The sequence below is a fragment of the Aureimonas jatrophae genome (assembly GCF_900104035.1).
GTDB classification, from domain to species: domain Bacteria; phylum Pseudomonadota; class Alphaproteobacteria; order Rhizobiales; family Rhizobiaceae; genus Aureimonas; species Aureimonas jatrophae.
The window spans coordinates 12621-32017 of sequence record NZ_FNIT01000006.1; the positions used below are offsets into that span (position 1 = coordinate 12621).

The window sequence follows — 19397 nt, forward strand, 5'->3', positions numbered from 1 at the left end:
TCGGCCTATGTTTCCGGCCATGACCATGCCCCCCATGCTCGACCCCGCCCGTCACGCCCTGTTTCTCGACTTCGACGGGACCTTGGTGGAGCTGCAGGACGATCCGCAGGCCGTCCGCGTCGCGACCGAGGACCTCGACCGGTTGATCGAGTTGCAGTCGCGGCTCAACAATGCCTTCGCGGTTCTCAGCGGCCGGCGCATCGCCGATCTCGACCGCTTTCTTTCGCCGCTTCGTTTTGCGGCCGCCGGCGTCCACGGTCTGGAGCGTCGCGAGGCGGCAGGGGCGGAAACCGTTCATCTGGCCGGACCTTCGATGCTCGATCCCGTGCGCGAGGCGCTCCGCATGCCGCTTGCGGCCGAGCCGGGACTGCGTCTGGAGGACAAGGGAACGGCGCTGGTCGTTCATTATCGCGGACGGCCGGAGCTGAAGGTCATGGCTGATCGCGTGGCGGACGAGGCCGTGCGCGGCGTCGCGGACCTGTCCGTGATGCGCGGTCACGATATCGTCGAGATCCACATCGCGGGCATGGACAAGGGGCGTGCCCTTGCCAGCTTCATGACGCAGGATCCGTTCCGCGAGCGTGTCCCCGTCTATCTCGGCGACGACACGACCGACGAGTTCGCGTTCGCGGAGGTCGCACGGCTCGGCGGCATCGGTGTGAAGGTGGGACCGGGCGAAAGCGTGGCCTCCCACCGACTGGCGGCGGTTGACTCCGTTCACCGCTGGCTGGCGCTCGAGCCCGACGCAGACGGGGGAGCGAACTGATGGCGGAGCGGGGCGGACGTCTCGTCGTCGTATCGAACCGCGTCGGGCCGTTGAGCGACGAGGGCAAGGCCGGCGGCCTGGCCGTCGGTCTGGCGGACGCTCTGCGTCGCCGCGGTGGCCTCTGGTTCGGCTGGAGCGGCGAGGTGTCCGAGGCGGGCACCGGTTCGCAGCTGAAGCGCGAGGAGCATGGCGACACCTCGCTCGTCACGATCGACATGACGAAGGACGAGATCGAGGGCTTCTACTTCGGCTATGCCAACCGTTCGCTTTGGCCGCTCCTGCACTACCGGCTGGATATCGCGTCCTTCGATCGGGCATCGGATCGCACCTATCGCGACGTGAACCGGCGCTTCGCCGAGCGTCTTGCGCCGCTTCTGTCTCCTGACGATCTGGTCTGGGTGCACGACTACCACTTCTTCTATCTCGGGTCCGAACTGCGCCGGGCCGGCTTCGATGGGCGTCTCGGCTACTTCCTCCACATTCCCTTCTGCCCGCCCGAGATGCTGACGGCCCTGCCGGCGAGCCACGATCTCGTGCGCGCCATGCTCGACTACGACGTGATCGGCTTCCAGACCGACGGCGACCGGCGCAACTTCGTGGCCTTCTGCGTCCAGGAGTTCGGCGCTGAAGACATCGACGGCGACCGGGTGCGCACGGCGGACGGGCGTATCGTGCGCGCCTCCGCCTTTCCGATCGGCATCGATGCGGAGGGCTTTGCCGAGTTCGCGCAATCCGACGAAGCACGTGAGCACGAGGCGATGGTGCGCGACATCTCGCACGGCCGCCACCAGATCGTCGGCGTCGACCGGATGGACTACTCCAAGGGCATCGTCGAGCGTTTCCGGGGTTTCGAGCAACTTCTCGAGGACGAGCCGGCGTTTCGGGGACAGGTCCAGTTCCTGCAGGTCGCACCCCTGTCCCGTTCGGAGCTGGAGGCCTACGCGGACCTTCGCACGGAGCTGGAAGGGCTGGCCGGAAACATCAACGGCCGCTTCGCGACGCTGGACTGGACCCCGATCCAGATCATGGTCAACGGCTTCACGCGCCGTGCGCTGGCGGGCATCTACCGGGCAGCCCGCGTGTGCATGGTGACGCCGCTGCGCGACGGCATGAATCTCGTCGCCAAGGAGTACGTCGCAGCCCAGGACCCCGCCGATCCCGGTGTCCTGATCCTATCGCGCTTTGCCGGTGCGAGAGCGGAGATGCCCGAAGCGCTGATCGTCAACCCGTACTCGACGGACGATCTCGCGCGTGCCCTCAAGAAGGCGCTGGAGATGCCGCTGGACGAGCGGCGCGAGCGGCACGAGGCCATGCGCGCCCGTGTGTTCGGCAACACGGCGCACAATTGGTGCGAAACCTTCCTCGCGGTCCTGGACGCGCCGACCGAGCGGGATCTGCAGCCGCGATCATGGTGGCACCGCTGGGGGTTCGGCGCCTAGCCGAACCGCTTTGTTTGCGCCGTCGAACCCGATAGAAGGCGCACCGACCGGCATCGGCGAACCCTAAGGCTGCGAGGACGACACCATGACCCAGAAGACCCACGCTCTCATGGAGATCCTCCAGCGCCAGCCGGTCATGCCCGTTGTCGCCGTGTCCAGCGAGCGCGAGGGCGTGGAACTGGCGCGTGCGCTGGCGGCTGGCGGCCTGGGCGCGATCGAGGTGACGCTGCGCACGCCTGCGGCTTTGGGTGCGATCCGCGCCATCCGGGCCGAGGTGCCGGAAGCGATCTGCGGCGCGGGCACGATCCTGAGCCCCCGCCAGTTCGACGAAGCGGTGGAAGCGGGCGCGCAATTCATCGTTTCGCCCGGCACGACCCACGAGGTCCTGGACGCCGCCAAGACTTCGGACGTTCCGCTCCTGCCGGGTGCCGCGACGCCGAGCGAGCTGATGGCCATGATCGAGGAGGGCTACGAGGTCCTCAAGTTCTTCCCGGCCGAGCAGCTCGGCGGCGTGCCCTACCTGAAGGCCCTGGCACCGGTCTTCCAAGGCATCCGCTTCTGTCCGACCGGCGGCGTCTCGACCGCGAACGTCCGCGACTATCTGGCCCTGCCCAACGTCGTCTGCGTCGGCGGATCCTGGGTTGCACCGAAAGAGGCCGTGGCGGCGGGGGACTGGACCCGCATCACGGATCTCGCCCGCGAGGCTGCGGCGCTCGCCAGGGGCTGAGGTCAATCGACCTCGCCGGCGCGGTCGCGCGCTCCATCTTCTACGGCCCGCCGGGACTGTCTCCGAGGTCGTCTTGCTGTCATTCCTTTTGCGCGCGGCAGCCCTTCTGGGGCTGGCCGCGCTTCTGTCCGCCTGCTCCGGGGCAGCGGTGCTCAACGCGCTCACAAGCCGCGCCGGATACGAGACGGCGCGTTCGGTCCGCTATGCGCCCGGCCCGCGCGGAACGCTTGACCTCTACGTACCGGACGATGCTGGACCGCGGACCCCGGTTGTCGTCTTCTTCTACGGTGGAAGCTGGGATTCCGGTTCGAAGAGCCTCTATCGCTTCGTTGGCCAGTCGCTCGCCAGTCAGGGTTACGCGGTCGCCGTGCCCGACTACCGCGTCTACCCGGAGGTGCGGTTCCCGGACTTCGTGGAGGACGGCGCCAAGGCGGTTGCCGCGGTGGAGAGGCTCGCGCGAGAGGGCGGCGACGGCCTGCCGGCGGGCCGGCATCCGATCGTGCTGATGGGTCATTCGGCCGGAGCCCAGATCGCGGCGCTTCTGGCGTTCGACGAGCGCTATCGACGGGCCGCAGGCGCGCGGGAGCGTCTTGCGGGCTTTGTCGGATTGGCCGGACCCTATAACTTCCTGCCGCTGCGCGAGGAGCGCTACAAGCGCATCTTCCCCTTATCGACCCGGGAAGCGAGCCAGCCGATCCGCTTCGTGGACGGTGCTCCGGGCGAGCCACCCGCCTTTCTGGCCGCCGGTCTCTCGGACACCACCGTCGATCCGAAGAACACCCGCTCCATGGCCGCGCGCATCCGTGCCGTCGGCGGCCGGGTGGAGGAGCGCCTGTATCCCGATCTCGACCATATCGGCGCCGTGTCGTCGCTTGCGACCGCGTTGCCGCTCGGTCAGCGTCAGCTGCGCGCGGACCTTCTCGATTTTCTCGGACGTATCACAGGAGCACGCCGTCCATGAACGACCTCACCGATTGGACACCGCGCCCGCTACCCGGACAGCTGCCGCTGCAGGGGCGTCACGTCCTGGTCGAGCCGATCGTCGACGAGGCGCGCTTCGCGGAACTGTGGCGTGCCTTCGGAGGGGCTGACCGGCTCTGGGATTATCTCGCGTACGGTCCCTTTCTCGGCGAGCACGAGTTCGACCGCTTCGCGCGTCAAACCTATCTCGGCTCCGATCCGTTGTTTCACGCCATCGTGCCGGTCGACACGGGCGAGGCGGCCGGCGTGGCGGCGCTCATGCGCCTCGATCCCGCCAACGGCGTCGCCGAGATCGGGCACATCTGCCTGTCGCCGGCGCTTCAGCGCACGCGCGTCGCGACGGAGGCCTTCCTGTTGCTGTTCGCCCGCGTCTTCGACGAACTCGGCTATCGCCGGCTCGAATGGAAATGCGACAACCGCAACGCCCCCTCGCGCCGGGCGGCCGAGCGGCTCGGCTTCGTGTTCGAGGGCATCTTCCGTCAGCACATGGTGGTAAAGCACCACAACCGCGATACGGCCTGGTTCTCGATCATCGATCGCGACTGGCCGCGGGTGCGCCAGGGCTTCGAGCTATGGCTCGCGGACGACAACTTCGACGACAACGGACGGCAGCGCCGCTCGCTGGCGCGCTGCCGCTGAGACGTCAGCCGCGCGCGGCGACGATCGTGATCAGGGCGTTCGTGGGGTAGATCGACTCGTAGAGAACGCCGTCGCCGGGAATGAACTCCAGGACGGTGCGCCCGCCATTGTCGGCCATCACCAGCGAGCCATCCTCGCGGGTCTGCCAGTAGGCGACGCGCGAAAGCTCGGGCGAGGCCGAGCATTCACCACCGATCGGCAGCGGCTGCAGGGCGCCGTCGCCGTCCGCAGGGCTCGGCACCTTGCAGTTCGCGCCGTTGCGCATGTCGATAAGACGCATGGCGGCCGGCGCGGCGGGCACCGCCGTTTCGGCGGCGATCAGATGGGCAGGCGGGCTCATGCGCGCCACCAGGCTCTCGGCCGACGCGACCGAGGGCGACTGGAGGTAGGAGGCGAGGATCGTGCCGACGAAGCCGACGCCGAGCGTGACAGCCGCGAATCTCATGACCGGAACTCCTGAATACGAAGCGCCAGTATGACCTTGTTAATCTTACCCGAAGGTTAACGCGCTCGGTCGGATCGTCGAACCAGGCCCGCGTTCTCGCTTTCGGGAACGGGCGAGGCGAGGGTCTCCCCCAAGAACCAGCGCGTCAGGTTCTCGGTGACGAGGTTGCCCATGGCGATGCGCGTGTCGCGCGAGGCCGAGGCGACGTGGGGCAAGAGCACGACGTTCTGCAGCGCGCGCAGTGGGTCGGGAATGCGCGGCTCGTCCGCGAAGACGTCGAGACCGGCGGCGGCAATCGTTCCGTTCTGCAGAGCCTCGATCAGCGCCGGCTCGTCCACGGTGGAGCCGCGACCGATATTGATGAAGACACCTTTTGGTCCGAGCGCGCGCAGAACCTCGGCGTTTACCGCCCGTTCGGTTCCCGCCCCTCCGGGCGCGGCGACAAGGAGGATGTCGACCGCCTCCGCCAGTTCGCGCAGGCTCGCGTGGTAGCCGTAATCGACGTCGGAGCGCCGCGTCCGGTTGTGGTACTCGATCGCGAGGCCGAAGCTTTCGGCCCGCTGGGCGATCGCGAGGCCGATGCGTCCGAGCCCCATGATGCCGAGCCGGCGACCGCGCAGCGACAGCGGGGTGAGCGGAAAGGGACCCGAGCGCTCCCACTCGCCGGAACGCGCATGGTTTTCGGCGCGAACGAGGTCGCGCACCGTCATCAGGACGAGCGCCAACGCCGTGTCGGCCACCTCGTCCGTGAGAACGTCCGGCGTGTTGGTCACGGCGATGCCGCGCGACGCCGCATGGGCCGCGTCGACGCCATCGTAGCCGACGCCGAAATGGCCGATGATCTCGAGGTTCGGCAGGAGATCCATCGCCTCGTTCGGCAGATGGCCGCCGAGCGCCAGCGCCCGGATCACGGGACGTTCGCCTTCGGGCAGAAGGGCGATGTCGCGCCGCTCCAGCTGGCGCACGTCGAACACCTCGCGAAGGCCCGCCAGCCCGTCCTCGTTGTAGGGGCCGAACACAAGGAGCGGCACGGTGCGAAGATCGGTCATGACGGGCCTTTCGGGCTGCTTCTGTCAGTTAGCGTGGATGAGGCTGGAGCGCCGCACCTTGAGCTCGGGTCGGATCAGTTCGACGCGCTCTTCCGCCCGCTCCCCGCGAAGGCGCGCGAGAAGCGCGTCGGCGGCGCGCTGCCCGACCTCGCCCTGGCCGTTCGAGACCGTGGTGAGCGGCGGCATGGCGATGGCCGCCTCGTCGATGTCGTCGTAGCCGCATACCGCGATATCGACGCCGGGCCGAAGACCCGCGCGCGACAGGCCGTACATGAGGCCGAGGGCCACGAGATCGGAGAAGCAGACGATGGCGCTCGGCCGGTCCGGCAGCGTCATGAAGGTGGCGGCGGCGTCGAAGCCCGAGTGGCGCGAGCGCGGACCCTTGATGCGCCATTCCTCGCGGTAGGCGATGCCCGCCTCGGCCAGCGCTCGGCGATAGCCTTCCTCGCGGTCGCGCCCGGTGGAGGTCAGGTCGGTTCCGCCGATCAGCGCAATGCGCTGATGCCCTTCCTCGATCAGATGGCGCGTGACGAGCCGCATGCCGTAGACGTCGTCGCCCTGGAAGGAGCGCACGCCCGCACCTGCCACGGTGCGTGCGATCAGCGTCACGGGCAGGTCGTTCTCCTCGGCGAGATGAATATCGGAGGCGGGCGTCCCGATCGCGGGCGACATGATCAGCCCGTCGGCGCCCAGCTGCAGCATCGTGTCGACGAAGGCGCGCTGCTTGGACAGGTCGTCATAGTGGTTGCAGAGAACGAAGGTCTGGCGCTGACGGTCCAGCTCGTTCTCGACCGACTTCAGGATCTCGCCGTAGAACGGGTTCATGATGTCGTGGACGCAGACACCGACGATGCCTGACTTCGAGGTACGAAGGCTCGCCGCGCGCCGGTTGTAGATGTAGCCCGAGGAGCGGGCCTCCTCCTTGATCCGCTCGCGGGTGACTTCCGCCACGAGCGGACTGTCGCGAAGGGCGAGGGACACCGTAGCGGTGGACAATCCGAGCTTCTCGGCGATCGTCGAAAGTTTGACCTTTTGCCCCACCGTTTCGTCGATCCGCGTCCTTGCCGGTTGTCAGGTCGCTCGGGTGTAGCGGATCGGGTCCGCCTCGCGCAACCGCGAGCCCGCGCGCTCAGTCCTCGACGGCGGGAGCCTGCGTGCCGCGCGCCGCAAGACTGCGCTCGACCCGGCGCAGCAACTTGCGCAGCGTCCGTCGCTGCTTGCCCGACAGGTCCGCGAAGGCCTCTCGCTCGGTTTCCTTCTGCGCGTGGCGGATCTCGCTCAGCAACGCCAAGCCGCGCTCGGTCAGCCGCACCGCGCCCTGGCGGGTCTCGCCCGTCAACTGCTCGCGGGCCAGTATCCCTTGCGCCGACAGGCGGGCGACCGTCTTGGTGACGGTCGGCGGCTTGACCTGCAGGCGCTCCGCAAGCTCCCGGAGCGGAACAAGATCCTCGGCGATCGCCAGCAGCACTGCGTCCTGACCCGAATACAGGCCATGGGCCGCCAGCTTGGTCGACAGGGCCGTGCGCACGAGGCGCGAGGAGACCATTAACTGTCCGAGCGCGCCCTGCTTCTTGCGTTTCGCCCCGTCCATCGATTCGCCGCACTCCGTTCCGGTCGCGGGGAACTTGGCGAAGCGCGGCGCGACTGTCCACCGGGACCTGCGGGTGCGTGGGTTTCGCGTGATCGGGAAGGGGACTACGAGAAGGGCGCACCGACTCGGAATGCCCCTATGCCGCTTCGCCGACACTTCGAGGACAATACCAGCGCCGAACTCGCTCGACTGCGGGACGACCTGGCTGCAGCGGTCGCGATCCTGCCGGTTGCGGCGATCGAGCAGCATGGCGCCCACCTGCCGATCGGGACCGACGCCCTGATCGGCGAGGCGATGGGCGAACGCATGATGGCGCTGCTGCCGTCGGATCTCGCCGCGACGCTCCTTCCGGTCCAGCGCATCGGCGCGTCCGACGAGCATCTGGGCTTCCCCGGCACGCTGTCGCTCGGCAGCCGTGCCATGAGTTCATTGATCGAGGCGATCGGCACCGGTCTGATCGCGAGCGGCTTTCGCCGCCTTGCGGTGATCTCGTCCCATGGAGGCAACTCGGCGGCCGTGGACATCGCCGCCCTTGCGCTGCGCCGAAGGGGGATGCTGTGCGCGACCGCCTCCTGGAACCGCTTCGGCCTGCCGGAAACCGGTTGGCCGGCCCACGAGATCAGCCACGGCGTGCACGGCGGCGCGGTGGAAACGGCGCTGATGCTGCACTTGCATCCCAGCCTCGTGCGGCTCGATCAGGTGGGGGAGTGCACGTCTCTGCAGGCGGAGCTCGAACGCGGGAACCGGCACCTTCGCGCGCATGGACGCCTCGGCTTCGGCTGGCTGGCCGGCGACCTCAACCCCATCGGTACGGTCGGCGACGCCCGTCTCGCGACCGCGGAGATCGGCGCCCGGATCGCCAATCACCAGGCCTCGCGCTGCGCCGAGTTCGTGCTTGAGATCGCGCGCTTTGACCTCTCGCGCCTCGTGCAAACCGACGCACCCACCCCTATATCGCGCTCCGAACCTTGAAGGAGGCTTCCCCATGTCCGACGCCACCACCGCCGCGCCGATCCCCGTCACCGTCCTCACCGGCTATCTCGGCGCGGGCAAGACCACGCTCCTCAACCGCATTCTCACCGAGAACCACGGCAAGCGCTATGCCGTGATCGTCAACGAGTTCGGCGAGATCGGCATCGACAACGACCTCATCGTCGAGACCGACGAAGAGATCTACGAGATGAACAACGGTTGCGTCTGCTGCACCGTGCGCGGCGACCTCGTACGCGTGGTGGAGGGGCTGACGCGCCGGCAGGGCCGCTTCGACGCGATCGTGGTGGAGACGACGGGTCTTGCCGACCCCGTTCCGGTCGCCCAGACCTTCTTCATGGACGAGGACGTGCGCGCCAAGACCCGGCTCGACGCCGTGGTCGCGCTGGTGGATGCCAAGCACCTGCCGCAGCGCCTGAAGGATTCGCGCGAGGCCGAGGACCAGATCGCCTTTGCCGACGTCGTGATCGTCAACAAGACCGATCTCGTCAGTCCGGTGGAGCTTGCGCAGATCGAGGCGACCGTACGCGCGATCAACCCGCATGCCGTGATGCATCGGGCCGAGCGGGCCGACATCGACCTGCGCCGCGTTCTCGACCAGGGTGCCTTCGATCTGACGCGCGTTCTGGACGAGGACCCCGAGTTCCTGCACGAGGCGCAGCACGCCCACGACGAGCACGTCTGCGGCCCGGACTGCGATCACGATCACCACCATCATCACCACCACGGCCACGATCATGACCATCATGGCCACGACCATGGCCACGAGGGTCACCATCACGACGTTCACACGCACCCGCATGGGGCCGTGGCACCCATCCACGACGTCACAGTCACCTCGGTCTCGCTGCGTGCCGGCGAGATGGACCAGCAGCGCTTCTTCAGCTGGATCCAGAACCTGACGCAGACCGAGGGGCCCAATATCCTGCGGCTGAAGGGCATCCTGGCGTTTGCGGGCGACAACGACCGCTATGTCGTCCAAGGCGTCCACATGATCATCGAGGGCGACCACCAGCGAGCCTGGCGCGAAGGAGAAGCACGCGAAAGCCGGCTCGTCTTCATCGGACGCCAGCTCGACGCGGCGCGACTGGAGCGAGAGTTCCTGGCGTGCGCGGCGCGCGGCGGTGCGAACGCCGCTGCCTGATGCCGCAGATCGCACCCTATAGCTTCGGCGGCCCGGTCGAGGCCGCCGTCTTTCTCGGCGACGAGCCCGTCTTTGCCCTCTCCGATGGCACGATCCGCTTCCCGGCCGGCGGCGAGCGTTCCCTCAGGGCGCATGCCGGCGGCCTTCTCGTGGCGCGTCTCGACGCGTCCGGGCGCCGCCTCCTGTCGGGCGGCGAGGACGGACGGGTCGTCGCGACAACGGCGGACGGCACGCTCAGCGAGGTCGGCTCGGCCGGACGTCGCTGGGTGTCCGCGGTGGCGGGCGGGCCGAACGGCGCGGTCGCCTGGGCGTCGGGCCGAACCGCCTATGTGCGGGAGGCCAAGGGCGAGACCAAGGAGCTGCCGCACGCCCGCACGGTCGAGGACGTTGCCTTTGCGCCGAAGGGCTTGAGGCTGGCCACCGCGCGCTACGACGGCGCCTCGCTCTTCTTTCCCGCGACCGACGCCAAGCCGCAGGAGCTGGAGTGGAAGGGCGCCCATACGGGCGTGGTCTTCTCGCCCGACAACCGTTTCCTCGTCACGATCATGCAGGAAAACGCCCTGCACGGCTGGCGTCTCGAGGACGGCAAGCACATGCGCATGACCGGCTATCCGGCCAAGATCCGGTCGTGGAGCTGGTCGGTCAAGGCCAAATACCTCGCGACGTCGGGCGCGCCGGCGGCGATCCTGTGGCCCTTCTCGGGACGCGACGGACCGATGGGCAAGTCGCCGCTGGAGCTCGGCACGCGCGGCGACACGATGGTCACCGCCGTCAGCTGCCATCCATCCGACGAGATCCTGGCGATCGGCTATGCCGACGGTATGGTGCTGGCGGTTCGGATCGCCGACGGGCGCGAAGCGCTTCTGCGCCGGGGCGGCACGGGCGCGATCCGGACCATGGGCTGGGACGGCGCGGGCCGCTTCCTGGCCTTCGGCACGGAGGGCGGCGAGGCCGGTGTGGTCGACATCTCGACCTGACGAACGATCAGGCGGACCGATGATCTTGCGCGATTCGGCCGTCCGGAACGGGCGCGCGAACCTCCGCCACAAGGCCGCCGGGCTCGAAGCGAAGGGCGACCGTTCCGCCGAAGTCGGAGGCGAGCGACTGCTCGATCAGCCGCGAGCCGAAACCCCGCCCTTCGGGCACGGCGACCGCGGGCCCATCGCTTTCGCGCCACTCGATGCGAAGAACGGGCTCCGTGTCGCCGCTCTCGATCCACCAATGCAGGTCGACCCGCCCCGTATCGGCCGATAGCGCGCCATACTTGACGGCGTTGGTGGCCAGCTCGTGCAGTGCCAGGGACAAGGCGAGGCTCTGGCGCGCGTCGAGCGCGATGTCGGGACCTCCAAAGCGGATGCGGCGTGCGTCCCCGTCGCCGGTCTCGTGGGTCGCCAGGGCGCCCGCCACCACCTCGTGCATCGCAGCGCCGGTCCAGTTCGTGGCGGTGAGCACGTCATGGGCTTGGGACAGGGCATCAAGGCGGGCGGCGAAGTTGGCAAGACCCTCCGCGGTCGAGGGCGCGCGCCGCAGAGTCTGGTTCGCCAGCGCCTTGACGATCGCAAGGGTGTTCTTCACCCGGTGCTGCAGCTCCCGCGCCAGAAGGCGCTGCCGGTTCTCGCCCTCCTTCTCCGTCGTGACGTCGCGCAGGAGCCCGACGAAGATCGGCTCTCCCCGGTCGTTTCGGTTGACCTGCGCCGTCGCGTGAACGTGACGCATCTGCCCGTCCAAGGGACGGATGATCCGGTAGACGAGGTCGAGCGGATCACTCATGTCCGTGAAGGCGCGTGCCGATGCGTCCTTCAGGGCGTCCCGATCGTCGGGATGGGCGACGGCGAGAACCGTCTCGGGATAGGTGACGATCGCCCCGTCCGCGATGCCGAACACCTCGCGGCAGCGTCGATCCCAGGTGAGGGCTCCCGTCGCGAGATTCAGCTCGAAAACGCCCAGGGCCGCCGCCTCATGGGCATTGCGCAGCCGACGCTCGGCGTCGACCAATTGCAACTGGGCCTGCCGGCGCTGGCTCGATATCCAGGTCCGGTTGAGAACGTCCCGAACAAAGGCCACATCGTCGTCCGGCCACGCACGCCGCTCGCGCGCATGCAGGAACAGGATGACCTCGACGCGATCGTCCCGCACGACCGTCAGGTTGAGGAGCGAGCGGCTTCCGATATGCTCCCACGCGTCCGCCTGCTTGCGCGTCAGGGGATCGTCCTCGACGTCCTCGATCCGCACCAGACCTCCGCGCAACGCCTCCAGGAGGTGGGCTCCGAAGCGTGCGATCGGTAGCGGTCCGGACAAGGGGACGACGCCGGGCGCGCACCATTCCGCAGCGATGGTCGCAAGGTGTTGCGCCGCGTCCACCGTGGCGTAGCCGACGCGCTGGATGTCCAGCGCTTCACCCAGAAGCGCAAGCGCCTGCGCCGTGAGATCCGCGTCGGAGCCGTCCTGCTGCACGAGATCGCCCAACCGCAGGAGAGCGTCCTGCCGTTCGGCGCGGCGCTTCTCGCGCGTCACGTCCACCACCGCACCGGGGAAGCGGACGGGCTGATTCGTCGGATCGAAGAAGACGCGACCGCGTGCAAAGACCCATCGCGTCTCACCGTCGCGGTTTCGCGTGCGGTACTGGTGGGCGAAGATATCGCCGGTCCGGATGGCCTCGTCGATAGCTTGGATCAGCGCTGGCCGATCGGCTTCGTGGACGCCTTGCGTGTAGCGTTCGATCGGAAGGCCACGCGGGCCGTCCTCCGGATCGAGACCGTAGAGCGCGGCGAACCGGGCATCGGCGAAGATGCGGTCGTGGCGCATATCCCAATCCCAGGTACCGACCAGGGCGGCGGCATCGAGCGCGAGCCGCAGATCGTCCTGGTGGGGCCGGGCGCTGAGACGCGATTCCAGTTCCGCCGTCGTCGCCTGGAGCTGCCGGATTTCCTCGCGCGCCTGCGCGAGCTGTCGCTCCAGATCAGCGGTCATCCGTCCGAGGCTCCCTTTCCCTGCGGCAGGCGCTGGAGCGGGCGCCGCACCGATATGTCCCGGTGCGACGACAAGCATGTTTCGCCATGCAAGCAAAGCGAGCGCGGCGCGCAGACACGTAGCTGGCTACACGTCAGACGACGGCCACCTGTCCGCTGGCGCGGATCAGACCCCGCGCGCCACGCAGGGCATCCGTCGCCAGCTCGAGCGCGAGCAGGCGGTGACGCTCGAAGGGGCCGGGCATGACGAGGTCGGCGGCAGGTTCCGCGCGGAAGCCGAAGCGCTCGTAATAGGGCGCATCTCCCACCAGCACGATCGCCCGGTGGCCGCGCCAGGCTGCTTCCGCAATCGCCCGGCGCATGAGCTGAGATCCGATGCCGAGGCCCTCGAAGCGACCGGCAACCGCAAGCGGTCCGAGAAGCAGGGCGTCGACCGGCGCGCCGTCCCGCTCACCCGCCGCGACGTGCCACAGGCGCACCGAACCCGCGAGGACGCCATCCGTGGTCTCGCTGACGAGCGCCAGGCCATCGGCGGGCAAGCGACCACGGCGGATCGCTTCCGACGACTTGCGGGTGCGGCCCGGGCCCATCGCGGCGTCGAGCAATGCTTCACGTGCGGCCACGTCCTCCGCGCGCTCGGTGCGGATGAGCGTGTGGAAGGGCTGGAGGGAGACGTCGAGGGGAAGGGCGAGAGCGGACATGGGCGGAACCACCGGACAGCGAAGTCGAACGACGGATCGGCCGGGCACCTTTCGGGCGCACGAGCACGGGCGAAGACCGCCCGGCACGAGGACGTGCCGGGCCTGTCGCATTTTGGAGAAAGAGCGAGGCTTGGGCGCAGGACGCGCCCGACTCGACTCAGATCACGTAGGAGCGGAGCGGCTCGAAACCGTTGAAGGCGACGGCGCTATACGTCGTCGTATAGGCTCCGGTTCCCTCGATCAGGACCTCGTCGCCCACCGTCAGCGAGATCGGGAGCGGGTAGGGGGTCTTCTCGTAGAGAACGTCGGCCGAGTCGCAGGTCGGGCCGGCGAGCACGCAGGGCTCCATCCGGTCCGCGTCGCGCGCCGTGCGGATCGGGTAACGGATCGCCTCGTCCATCGTCTCGGCGAGACCGCCGAACTTGCCGATGTCGAGATAGACCCAGCGGTTCTCGTCGGATGCCGACTTGCGCGACACCAGGACCACCTCGGCCTTGATCACGCCCGCATCGCCCACCATGCCGCGACCGGGCTCGATGATCGTCTCGGGCAGCTTGTTGCCGAAGTGGCGACGAAGCGCGTCGAAGATCGAACGGCCGTAGGCCTGCGCGCTCGGCACGTCCTTGAGGTAGCGCGTTGGAAAGCCGCCGCCCATGTTGACGAGCGTCAGCTGGATGCCGCGCTCGGCGAGCTCGCCGAAGACATGCGCGGCATCGGCCAGCGCGCCGTCCCAAGCGCCCGTGTCGCACTGCTGCGAGCCGACGTGGAACGACACGCCGGTCGGCACGAGGCCAAGGGTCGCCGCATGGGTCAGGACATCGATCGCCATGGCGGGCACGCAGCCGAACTTGCGCGACAGCGGCCACTCGGCGCCCTCGCCGGAGGTCAGGACGCGGCAGAAGACGCGAGCGCCGGGTGCGGCGCGCGAGACCTTCTCGACCTCCTCGACGCAGTCGACGGCGAAGAGCGACACGCCATGGGCGTGCGCGGCCGCGATGTCGCGCTCCTTCTTGATCGTGTTGCCGTAGCTGATGCGATCCGGGGTCGCGCCGGCGTCAAGCGCCATCTCGATCTCGGCCACCGAGGCGCAGTCGAACGAGGAGCCGAGCGAGGCGAGCAGACGCAGGATCTCGGGCGCGGGATTGGCCTTCACCGCGTAGAAGATCGCCGAGTCGGGAAGCGCGCGCCGGAAGGCGCGGAAGTTGTCTTCCACGATGTCGAGGTCCACCACGAGGCAAGGGCCGGTGGGACGTCGGGTGGCGATGAAGTCGAGGATACGCTGCGTGGCCATGTGGGGCTCCCAAGAACCAGAGGTCAAAGAGAGCGCACGCGCACGAGCCCACGAGCAGCCGGTGGAGACCCCGCTCGAAGAGTCGACGCGAAACGCGACATGCTCCATTCGAACGCCGGCGCGAACCGGACGTTCAGACAGAGAAGTGTGCCATGGCTTGGAGGGTGGAGACCCGCCGCACTTCAGGCAAGGATGGTGTGCCTCTGCAGTATTCCCGGCTATGGAGACCGGGAGAGACCAGAAAGGCCCGCACCGTCGTTGCTTCAAGGCGTCCACGATTCCGCCAGCAGCGGAACCGACCGGAGGTTCACTCCAGGTACCGTCCCGGCAACCCTCGCATTCGAGGACCGGGGGACGCCCACAGGCACGTGCGACATTGGGCAAGGACGCATATAGAAGCGAGTTTCGTCACAAACAACCGGATTTTGACAGGTCGGATGCAAAATTCGTCGTCACGCTGGACACGGCAAACCATTGTCGTCAAAGCGCAACAGCGGTCGGTCTCGCTCAAGCCATTTGTGCCCGAGGAAACAGCTTCATGGATACGCTGACCCGCATGCGCGCCTTTCTTTCCGTCGTGGACGCGGAGGGATTCTCGGCGGCGTCGCGCAAGACGGGACGCTCCAAGGCGCTCCTGTCGAAATACGTGCGCGAGCTGGAGGACGAACTCGGCGTCCTCCTGATCAATCGAACGACCCGCCAGGTCGCGCTGACGGCCGCCGGCGAGGTCTACGTCTCGCGAGCCTCGGCGATCCTGAGCGATCTCGAGGCCCTGAACGAGGAGGCGCGGGAGGCGACCGGCGAGGCCAAGGGTTCGCTGCGCGTGACCGCCGCGCGCACCTTCGGCGACGCAGAGCTCGGCCTCAGCTTGGTGGAGTTCTCCGCGGCCTATCCCGCGATCTCGCTCGATCTTCATCTCAACGACAGCTTCGTGAACCTCGTCGAGGAAGGGTTCGACGTCGCCATCCGCATGACGCGCCTGACCGATTCTGCGATGATCGCGCGGCGGCTCGGCTCACTGGAGTTCGCGATCTGCGCGACGCCGGACTTTCTCGCCCGCCACGGCACGCCCGCCCATCCGCACGACATCGCCCACATGCCGGCGGTGATCGATTCCAACGCCAAGGCCCTCTACAACTGGACCTTCCAGGATCCGCGCAGCGGATCACCCATTCCGATCAACGTGTCGGGACGCTTCTCGGCCAACTCTCCCTATACGGTGCGGGCCGCGACGCTGGCGGGCCTCGGCGTCGCGCTGATACCGGAGTTCATCGTGCGCGAGGACATCGCGCAGGGTCGCCTCGTCGCGCTGCTCGACGACTTCGTGCCCAAGGATGCGGGCATCTACGCCGTGTTCCCGCATCGCCGTCATCTGCCGGCGCGCACGCGTGTCTTTGTTGACTTTCTGGCAACCTGGTTCCGCAAGTATGAGGCGGAGCGCCTGGCGGCGGCGGCCTGATCGGGTCGTCTCGCAGGCGCCGACAAGGAATGGCCTGTCCCATGCTGCGCGCTGCCCTTTCGCTTTCCCTTCTGCTCCTTCTTCCGGGCTTGGCCGAGGCCGCGCCGGGCACCGGTTCTCGCGCCCGCGAGACGGTCTTCGTCGGCGACTACGAGCCCGGCACGATCGTCGTCATGACCGGGGCGCGGCAGCTCTTTCTCGTGACCGACAGGAACTCGGCGCTGCAGTACGACATCGCTGTCGGCAAGCCGAGCGAGCAGTGGTTCGGCACGAGCTGGGTGTCCAAGAAGCGCCTCAACCCGACCTGGGTGCCGACCGACTCGATGCGCAAGGCCAAGCCCTCGCTGCCGGCGTCGGTCGGGCCGGGCCCGAAGAATCCGCTCGGGCAGCGCGCGATGAACCTCGGCTGGGGCACCTACCGGATCCACGGGACGAACTCGCCCAACTCCATCGGCTCGGCGGCCTCGGCCGGCTGCTTCCGCATGCGCAACGCCGATGTGGTGGACCTCTTCGACCGCGTCCACGTCGGCGCCCAGGTCGTCGTGCTGCAATAGGGCCGGCGCCAGCCGGACACCGTAATTTCGCCCCGAACCCCCGCTCCAAGGAGCGGCGTCGCTCGGGGGAACCGCATGCCGATATCCAAGAACCTTGCCGCGCGGGGCGCCGCGCTGGCCCTCGGACTGGCGCCCACCGTGGCGCTGGCCCATCCGCACGTCTTCGTCGACGCCCGGATGGAGATCGTCGGCGGCACCGGAGCGGAGCTCGCCTCGATTCGCAACATCTGGCGCTTCGACGAGCTGTTCTCGTCGTCCGTGGTGGTGGACTTCGACAAGAACGGCAACGGCACGCTCGATCCCGACGAGCTGGAGGCGGTGGGCGAGACGGTGCGTGGCTCGATCGCGGAATGGAGCTACTACACGTTTCTCACCACCGGTGGGCGGGACGTGAAGCTTGCGCCGCCGGCCACGATCCGCGGCCTCTACGACCATGGGCAGATCACGCTGTTCTTCGAGATGAAGCCCGCGGAGCCGGTGGATCTCGCCCGGGACAAGGTGACGTTCTCGGTCTTCGACGAGAGCTACTTCGTCGCCTTCGACTTCCCGGACGCCCAGCACTTCCAGCTTCTGGACCTGCCGGCATCCTGCCGGCAGGACTTTTCGCGGCCCGATCCCGATGCCGATGCGGAAGACTGGATGGCCCAGGTCTCGATGCTGAAGCCCAACCAGCAGCTGCCAAGCGACGGCGTGAACTTCGCGGAAGCCCTGGCGACCAAGGTCGACGTCACATGCGCGCCCTGACCGGGCTCGGCGCGCTCGCCCTTTTCCTGGCGGGGGCGGGGCTTGCCCACGCCAACTCGTCGCTCGGCATCGGCAATGCCGAGGTGACGGCGGCGCCGAGCGGTATCCTCGCCGGGCCGTTCATGGAGATCATGCGCATCCAGCGCCTGTTCTTCGTGGACCTGCGCGAGGCGCTGGTGGCGATCCGGGACGGCGGAAGCGGCGGCCTGGGCTGGCTGGTCGGGTTGTCCTTCGTCTACGGCATCTTCCATGCCGCCGGCCCGGGGCACGGTAAGGCGGTGATCGCCTCCTACCTGATGGCCGACGGGCGGGCCTTGCGCCGGGGCGTCGCGCTTTCCTTCGCCTCCGCCGCCGTTCAGGGCCTGTCGGCTGTCGCCATCACGGCGGCCGGCTGGTGGTGGCTGCGTGGCAGCGCGGTCACGATGACCGAAGCGGCGAACGTTTTGGAGCTCGGATCCTACGCCATGATCGCGGCGCTCGGCGCCTGGCTTCTCCTGCGCAAGGGCGCGGCGCTCGCCGGCCGGTTGCCGCTGATGCTCGTGTCGTCGCGCACGACCGGCGGGCTCGCCTTCAGCGCGCCCGGTTCCACGCCGGGCGGCGGCGGCGGCCGGTTTGCCGCCTCCGGCTTCCTCGGCGCGGGGGATTGTCGGGGCGAGGCGGCGTGCGACTGCGCCGTGCCTCACATGCCGCCCCCGTCTTCTAGCGGGCCGGGGTGGCGCGGCGACGCGGCGACGGTTCTGGCGATCGGCCTGCGTCCATGCTCGGGCGCGATCGTGGTGCTGACCTTCGCGCTTCTGAACGGGCTCTGGCTCGGCGGCGGGCTGGCCGTTGCCGCCATGGCGCTCGGCACGGCGATCACGGTCTCGCTGCTGGCGGCGATCGCGGTCGGCTCGAAGGGAATGATGCTGCGCGCCGGCCGCGGCAGCGCGGTGCTGCGTCTCGTTCTGGAGACCGGCGGAGCGGTGGTGCTTCTGGCGCTCGGCGCGGGGTTGTTATGGGCTACGCTTTGAGATCGCGGTAGGCGCGACAGGCGTCCGCAAAGGCCTCGAACAGACGCTTCGACGGACCATCGCTCCCGGACCAGTATTCCGGATGCCACTGCACGCCGAATGCGAAGCCCGGCGCGTCGCGCACCGACACCGCCTCCACCGTTCCGTCCGGCGCGCTGGCCTCGACCGAAAGGCGGGGCGCCAGATCCCGCACCGCCTGTCGATGAAGCGAGTTCACCTCGACCTCGTCCGTGCCGAGAAGGGTGGCAAGACGCCCGCCGTTCGTCAGACGGACCGGATGGCGCAGCGCGAAGCGCTGGTCCTGCTCGGGATGCACGGGAGCGCGATGGTCCATGCGACCCTCGATCTCTTGGATCTCGGTGCCGAGCGAGCCGCCGAGCGCGACGTTGAGCTCCTGATGCCCCCGGCAGATGGCGAGCAGCGGCAACCCCCGCGAGAGCGCTCCTTCGATCAGGCGGGCGGTCAGGGCGTCACGCCGCGTGTCGTAGGGCTCGTGACCGGGGGTGGGCGCTTCGCCGTAGCGTTCCGGGTGAACGTTCGAGGCCGATCCGGTCAAGAGAACGCCGTCGACCCGATCAAGCGCCGGGTCGAGATCCACGCCATCGAGCGCCGGAACGATCACGGGAAGTGCGCCGATCCGGGCCAGGGCGTCGAGATAGGTGCTGGGCGCCGCGTGCCAGAGATAGGATTCGAACTGGCGCGTATCCGCCGGAACCGCGATCAGAAGGCCGTTCGTCGTCATGCTCGTCTCGGGAAGGGGTGGCGTCCGGCGCGATCCATGCGCCGCACCGCGCGCAGGCGCAAGCCCGGCGAAAGCGGCGCGGTGTTGCAGTGCGCGTGTCGCATTCCACGCGGCCCCAGCCTCGCTCGGCACTCTCTTGCCGCGGCGGTTAGGGGC

20 protein-coding genes are annotated in these 19397 nt (G+C 68.5%); 12 read left to right on the forward strand and 8 right to left on the reverse strand.

What is annotated here, in order from left to right; genetic code table 11:
• The first annotated feature begins 19 nt into the window (after window positions 1-19).
• The 5 genes from otsB to BLQ76_RS13560 all read left to right on the forward strand — a co-directional run bounded on the left by otsB (window position 20) and on the right by BLQ76_RS13560 (window position 4552).
• Window positions 20-766, forward strand: coding sequence for a trehalose-phosphatase (otsB, locus tag BLQ76_RS13540; protein WP_244519627.1), 747 nt, complete (start codon window positions 20-22; stop codon window positions 764-766).
• Entirely contained in the window at window positions 766-2205 is a 1440-nt protein-coding gene (locus BLQ76_RS13545; protein ID WP_090674175.1) for an alpha,alpha-trehalose-phosphate synthase (UDP-forming), read from the forward strand. The genes otsB and BLQ76_RS13545 overlap by 1 nt, the downstream gene beginning before the upstream one ends.
• 85 nt (window positions 2206-2290) lie before the next feature.
• The gene (locus BLQ76_RS13550) at window positions 2291-2932 is read left to right on the forward strand and encodes a 2-dehydro-3-deoxy-phosphogluconate aldolase (protein WP_090674177.1); all 642 of its coding nucleotides are present in this window, start codon (window positions 2291-2293) and stop codon (window positions 2930-2932) included.
• A 73-nt stretch (window positions 2933-3005) separates the two neighbouring features.
• Window positions 3006-3893 carry an alpha/beta hydrolase gene (locus tag BLQ76_RS13555; RefSeq protein ID WP_090674180.1) on the forward strand — a complete coding sequence of 296 codons (888 nt, stop codon included), beginning with the start codon at window positions 3006-3008 and terminating at the stop codon, window positions 3891-3893.
• On the forward strand, window positions 3890-4552 hold the full coding sequence (locus BLQ76_RS13560) for a GNAT family N-acetyltransferase (protein WP_090674182.1): 663 nt from the start codon (window positions 3890-3892) through the stop codon (window positions 4550-4552). Before BLQ76_RS13555 ends, BLQ76_RS13560 begins: the two co-directional genes overlap by 4 nt.
• A 4-nt stretch (window positions 4553-4556) precedes the next feature.
• Here the strand turns inward: BLQ76_RS13560 and BLQ76_RS13565 are convergent, their stop codons facing one another.
• The 4 genes from BLQ76_RS13565 to BLQ76_RS13580 all read right to left on the reverse strand — a co-directional run bounded on the left by BLQ76_RS13565 (window position 4557) and on the right by BLQ76_RS13580 (window position 7637).
• Entirely contained in the window at window positions 4557-4997 is a 441-nt protein-coding gene (locus BLQ76_RS13565; RefSeq protein WP_090674184.1) for a hypothetical protein, read from the reverse strand.
• 56 nt (window positions 4998-5053) lie between these two features.
• The gene (locus BLQ76_RS13570) at window positions 5054-6046 is read right to left on the reverse strand and encodes a 2-hydroxyacid dehydrogenase (protein WP_090674186.1); all 993 of its coding nucleotides are present in this window, start codon (window positions 6044-6046) and stop codon (window positions 5054-5056) included.
• A gap of 24 nt (window positions 6047-6070) precedes the next feature.
• Window positions 6071-7087, reverse strand: a complete 1017-nt coding sequence (locus BLQ76_RS13575) for a LacI family DNA-binding transcriptional regulator (protein WP_090674188.1) — start codon at window positions 7085-7087, stop codon at window positions 6071-6073.
• Between the two features lie 88 nt (window positions 7088-7175).
• Window positions 7176-7637 carry a MarR family winged helix-turn-helix transcriptional regulator gene (locus tag BLQ76_RS13580; protein WP_090674191.1) on the reverse strand — a complete coding sequence of 154 codons (462 nt, stop codon included), beginning with the start codon at window positions 7635-7637 and terminating at the stop codon, window positions 7176-7178.
• A gap of 138 nt (window positions 7638-7775) precedes the next feature.
• Between BLQ76_RS13580 and BLQ76_RS13585 the strand changes: the two genes are divergently transcribed.
• From BLQ76_RS13585 to BLQ76_RS13595, 3 genes are read left to right on the forward strand one after another with little or no spacing between them, the layout of a single operon-like run.
• Window positions 7776-8609 carry a creatininase family protein gene (locus BLQ76_RS13585; RefSeq protein WP_090674194.1) on the forward strand — a complete coding sequence of 278 codons (834 nt, stop codon included), beginning with the start codon at window positions 7776-7778 and terminating at the stop codon, window positions 8607-8609.
• 13 nt (window positions 8610-8622) lie between these two features.
• Window positions 8623-9771, forward strand: coding sequence for a CobW family GTP-binding protein (locus tag BLQ76_RS13590; RefSeq protein ID WP_090674196.1), 1149 nt, complete (start codon window positions 8623-8625; stop codon window positions 9769-9771).
• On the forward strand, window positions 9771-10748 hold the full coding sequence (locus BLQ76_RS13595) for a WD40 repeat domain-containing protein (RefSeq protein ID WP_090674799.1): 978 nt from the start codon (window positions 9771-9773) through the stop codon (window positions 10746-10748). Before BLQ76_RS13590 ends, BLQ76_RS13595 begins: the two co-directional genes overlap by 1 nt.
• Window positions 10749-10755: 7 nt before the next feature.
• On the opposite strand, the gene BLQ76_RS13600 is transcribed toward BLQ76_RS13595, so the two are convergent.
• The 3 genes from BLQ76_RS13600 to odc2 form a co-directional block, all read right to left on the reverse strand.
• Window positions 10756-12741: a PAS domain-containing protein gene (locus BLQ76_RS13600; RefSeq protein ID WP_170842592.1), complete on the reverse strand. Its 1986-nt coding sequence runs from the start codon at window positions 12739-12741 to the stop codon at window positions 10756-10758.
• 133 nt (window positions 12742-12874) lie between these two features.
• The gene (locus BLQ76_RS13605; protein WP_090674200.1) at window positions 12875-13441 is read right to left on the reverse strand and encodes a GNAT family N-acetyltransferase; all 567 of its coding nucleotides are present in this window, start codon (window positions 13439-13441) and stop codon (window positions 12875-12877) included.
• A gap of 157 nt (window positions 13442-13598) precedes the next feature.
• Window positions 13599-14732 (reverse strand): ornithine/lysine decarboxylase, encoded by a 1134-nt coding sequence (gene odc2 / locus BLQ76_RS13610; protein WP_090674202.1) that lies wholly within the window; start codon window positions 14730-14732, stop codon window positions 13599-13601.
• Between the two features lie 538 nt (window positions 14733-15270).
• On the opposite strand from odc2, the gene BLQ76_RS13615 reads away from it, so the two are divergent.
• The 4 genes from BLQ76_RS13615 to BLQ76_RS13630 all read left to right on the forward strand — a co-directional run bounded on the left by BLQ76_RS13615 (window position 15271) and on the right by BLQ76_RS13630 (window position 18499).
• Window positions 15271-16191, forward strand: coding sequence for a LysR family transcriptional regulator (locus BLQ76_RS13615; RefSeq protein ID WP_170842593.1), 921 nt, complete (start codon window positions 15271-15273; stop codon window positions 16189-16191).
• 41 nt (window positions 16192-16232) lie between these two features.
• Window positions 16233-16745 (forward strand): L,D-transpeptidase, encoded by a 513-nt coding sequence (locus tag BLQ76_RS13620; protein WP_090674204.1) that lies wholly within the window; start codon window positions 16233-16235, stop codon window positions 16743-16745.
• 75 nt (window positions 16746-16820) lie between these two features.
• Window positions 16821-17489: a DUF1007 family protein gene (locus tag BLQ76_RS13625; protein ID WP_090674206.1), complete on the forward strand. Its 669-nt coding sequence runs from the start codon at window positions 16821-16823 to the stop codon at window positions 17487-17489.
• Window positions 17477-18499 (forward strand): nickel/cobalt transporter, encoded by a 1023-nt coding sequence (locus tag BLQ76_RS13630; protein ID WP_090674208.1) that lies wholly within the window; start codon window positions 17477-17479, stop codon window positions 18497-18499. The genes BLQ76_RS13625 and BLQ76_RS13630 overlap by 13 nt, the downstream gene beginning before the upstream one ends.
• Here BLQ76_RS13630 and BLQ76_RS13635 read toward each other — a convergent pair.
• On the reverse strand, window positions 18489-19241 hold the full coding sequence (locus tag BLQ76_RS13635) for a gamma-glutamyl-gamma-aminobutyrate hydrolase family protein (RefSeq protein WP_090674210.1): 753 nt from the start codon (window positions 19239-19241) through the stop codon (window positions 18489-18491). The genes BLQ76_RS13630 and BLQ76_RS13635 overlap by 11 nt on opposite strands.
• Window positions 19242-19397 lie beyond the last annotated feature (156 nt).

Excerpts from the sequence above, each read along its gene's own strand:
- otsB (WP_244519627.1), top strand. The coding sequence starts at position 20 with ATGACCATGCCCCCCATGCTCGACCCCGCCCGTCACGCCCTGTTTCTC.
- BLQ76_RS13545 (WP_090674175.1), top strand. The coding sequence starts at position 766 with ATGGCGGAGCGGGGCGGACGTCTCGTCGTCGTATCGAACCGCGTCGGG.
- BLQ76_RS13550 (WP_090674177.1), top strand. The coding sequence starts at position 2,291 with ATGACCCAGAAGACCCACGCTCTCATGGAGATCCTCCAGCGCCAGCCG.
- BLQ76_RS13560 (WP_090674182.1), top strand. The coding sequence starts at position 3,890 with ATGAACGACCTCACCGATTGGACACCGCGCCCGCTACCCGGACAGCTG.
- BLQ76_RS13565 (WP_090674184.1), bottom strand. The coding sequence starts at position 4,997 with ATGAGATTCGCGGCTGTCACGCTCGGCGTCGGCTTCGTCGGCACGATC.
- BLQ76_RS13570 (WP_090674186.1), bottom strand. The coding sequence starts at position 6,046 with ATGACCGATCTTCGCACCGTGCCGCTCCTTGTGTTCGGCCCCTACAAC.
- BLQ76_RS13580 (WP_090674191.1), bottom strand. The coding sequence starts at position 7,637 with ATGGACGGGGCGAAACGCAAGAAGCAGGGCGCGCTCGGACAGTTAATG.
- BLQ76_RS13585 (WP_090674194.1), top strand. The coding sequence starts at position 7,776 with ATGCCGCTTCGCCGACACTTCGAGGACAATACCAGCGCCGAACTCGCT.
- BLQ76_RS13590 (WP_090674196.1), top strand. The coding sequence starts at position 8,623 with ATGTCCGACGCCACCACCGCCGCGCCGATCCCCGTCACCGTCCTCACC.
- BLQ76_RS13595 (WP_090674799.1), top strand. The coding sequence starts at position 9,771 with ATGCCGCAGATCGCACCCTATAGCTTCGGCGGCCCGGTCGAGGCCGCC.
- BLQ76_RS13600 (WP_170842592.1), bottom strand. The coding sequence starts at position 12,741 with ATGACCGCTGATCTGGAGCGACAGCTCGCGCAGGCGCGCGAGGAAATC.
- BLQ76_RS13605 (WP_090674200.1), bottom strand. The coding sequence starts at position 13,441 with ATGTCCGCTCTCGCCCTTCCCCTCGACGTCTCCCTCCAGCCCTTCCAC.
- odc2 (WP_090674202.1), bottom strand. The coding sequence starts at position 14,732 with ATGGCCACGCAGCGTATCCTCGACTTCATCGCCACCCGACGTCCCACC.
- BLQ76_RS13615 (WP_170842593.1), top strand. The coding sequence starts at position 15,271 with ATGGATACGCTGACCCGCATGCGCGCCTTTCTTTCCGTCGTGGACGCG.
- BLQ76_RS13620 (WP_090674204.1), top strand. The coding sequence starts at position 16,233 with ATGCTGCGCGCTGCCCTTTCGCTTTCCCTTCTGCTCCTTCTTCCGGGC.
- BLQ76_RS13625 (WP_090674206.1), top strand. The coding sequence starts at position 16,821 with ATGCCGATATCCAAGAACCTTGCCGCGCGGGGCGCCGCGCTGGCCCTC.
- BLQ76_RS13630 (WP_090674208.1), top strand. The coding sequence starts at position 17,477 with ATGCGCGCCCTGACCGGGCTCGGCGCGCTCGCCCTTTTCCTGGCGGGG.
- BLQ76_RS13635 (WP_090674210.1), bottom strand. The coding sequence starts at position 19,241 with ATGACGACGAACGGCCTTCTGATCGCGGTTCCGGCGGATACGCGCCAG.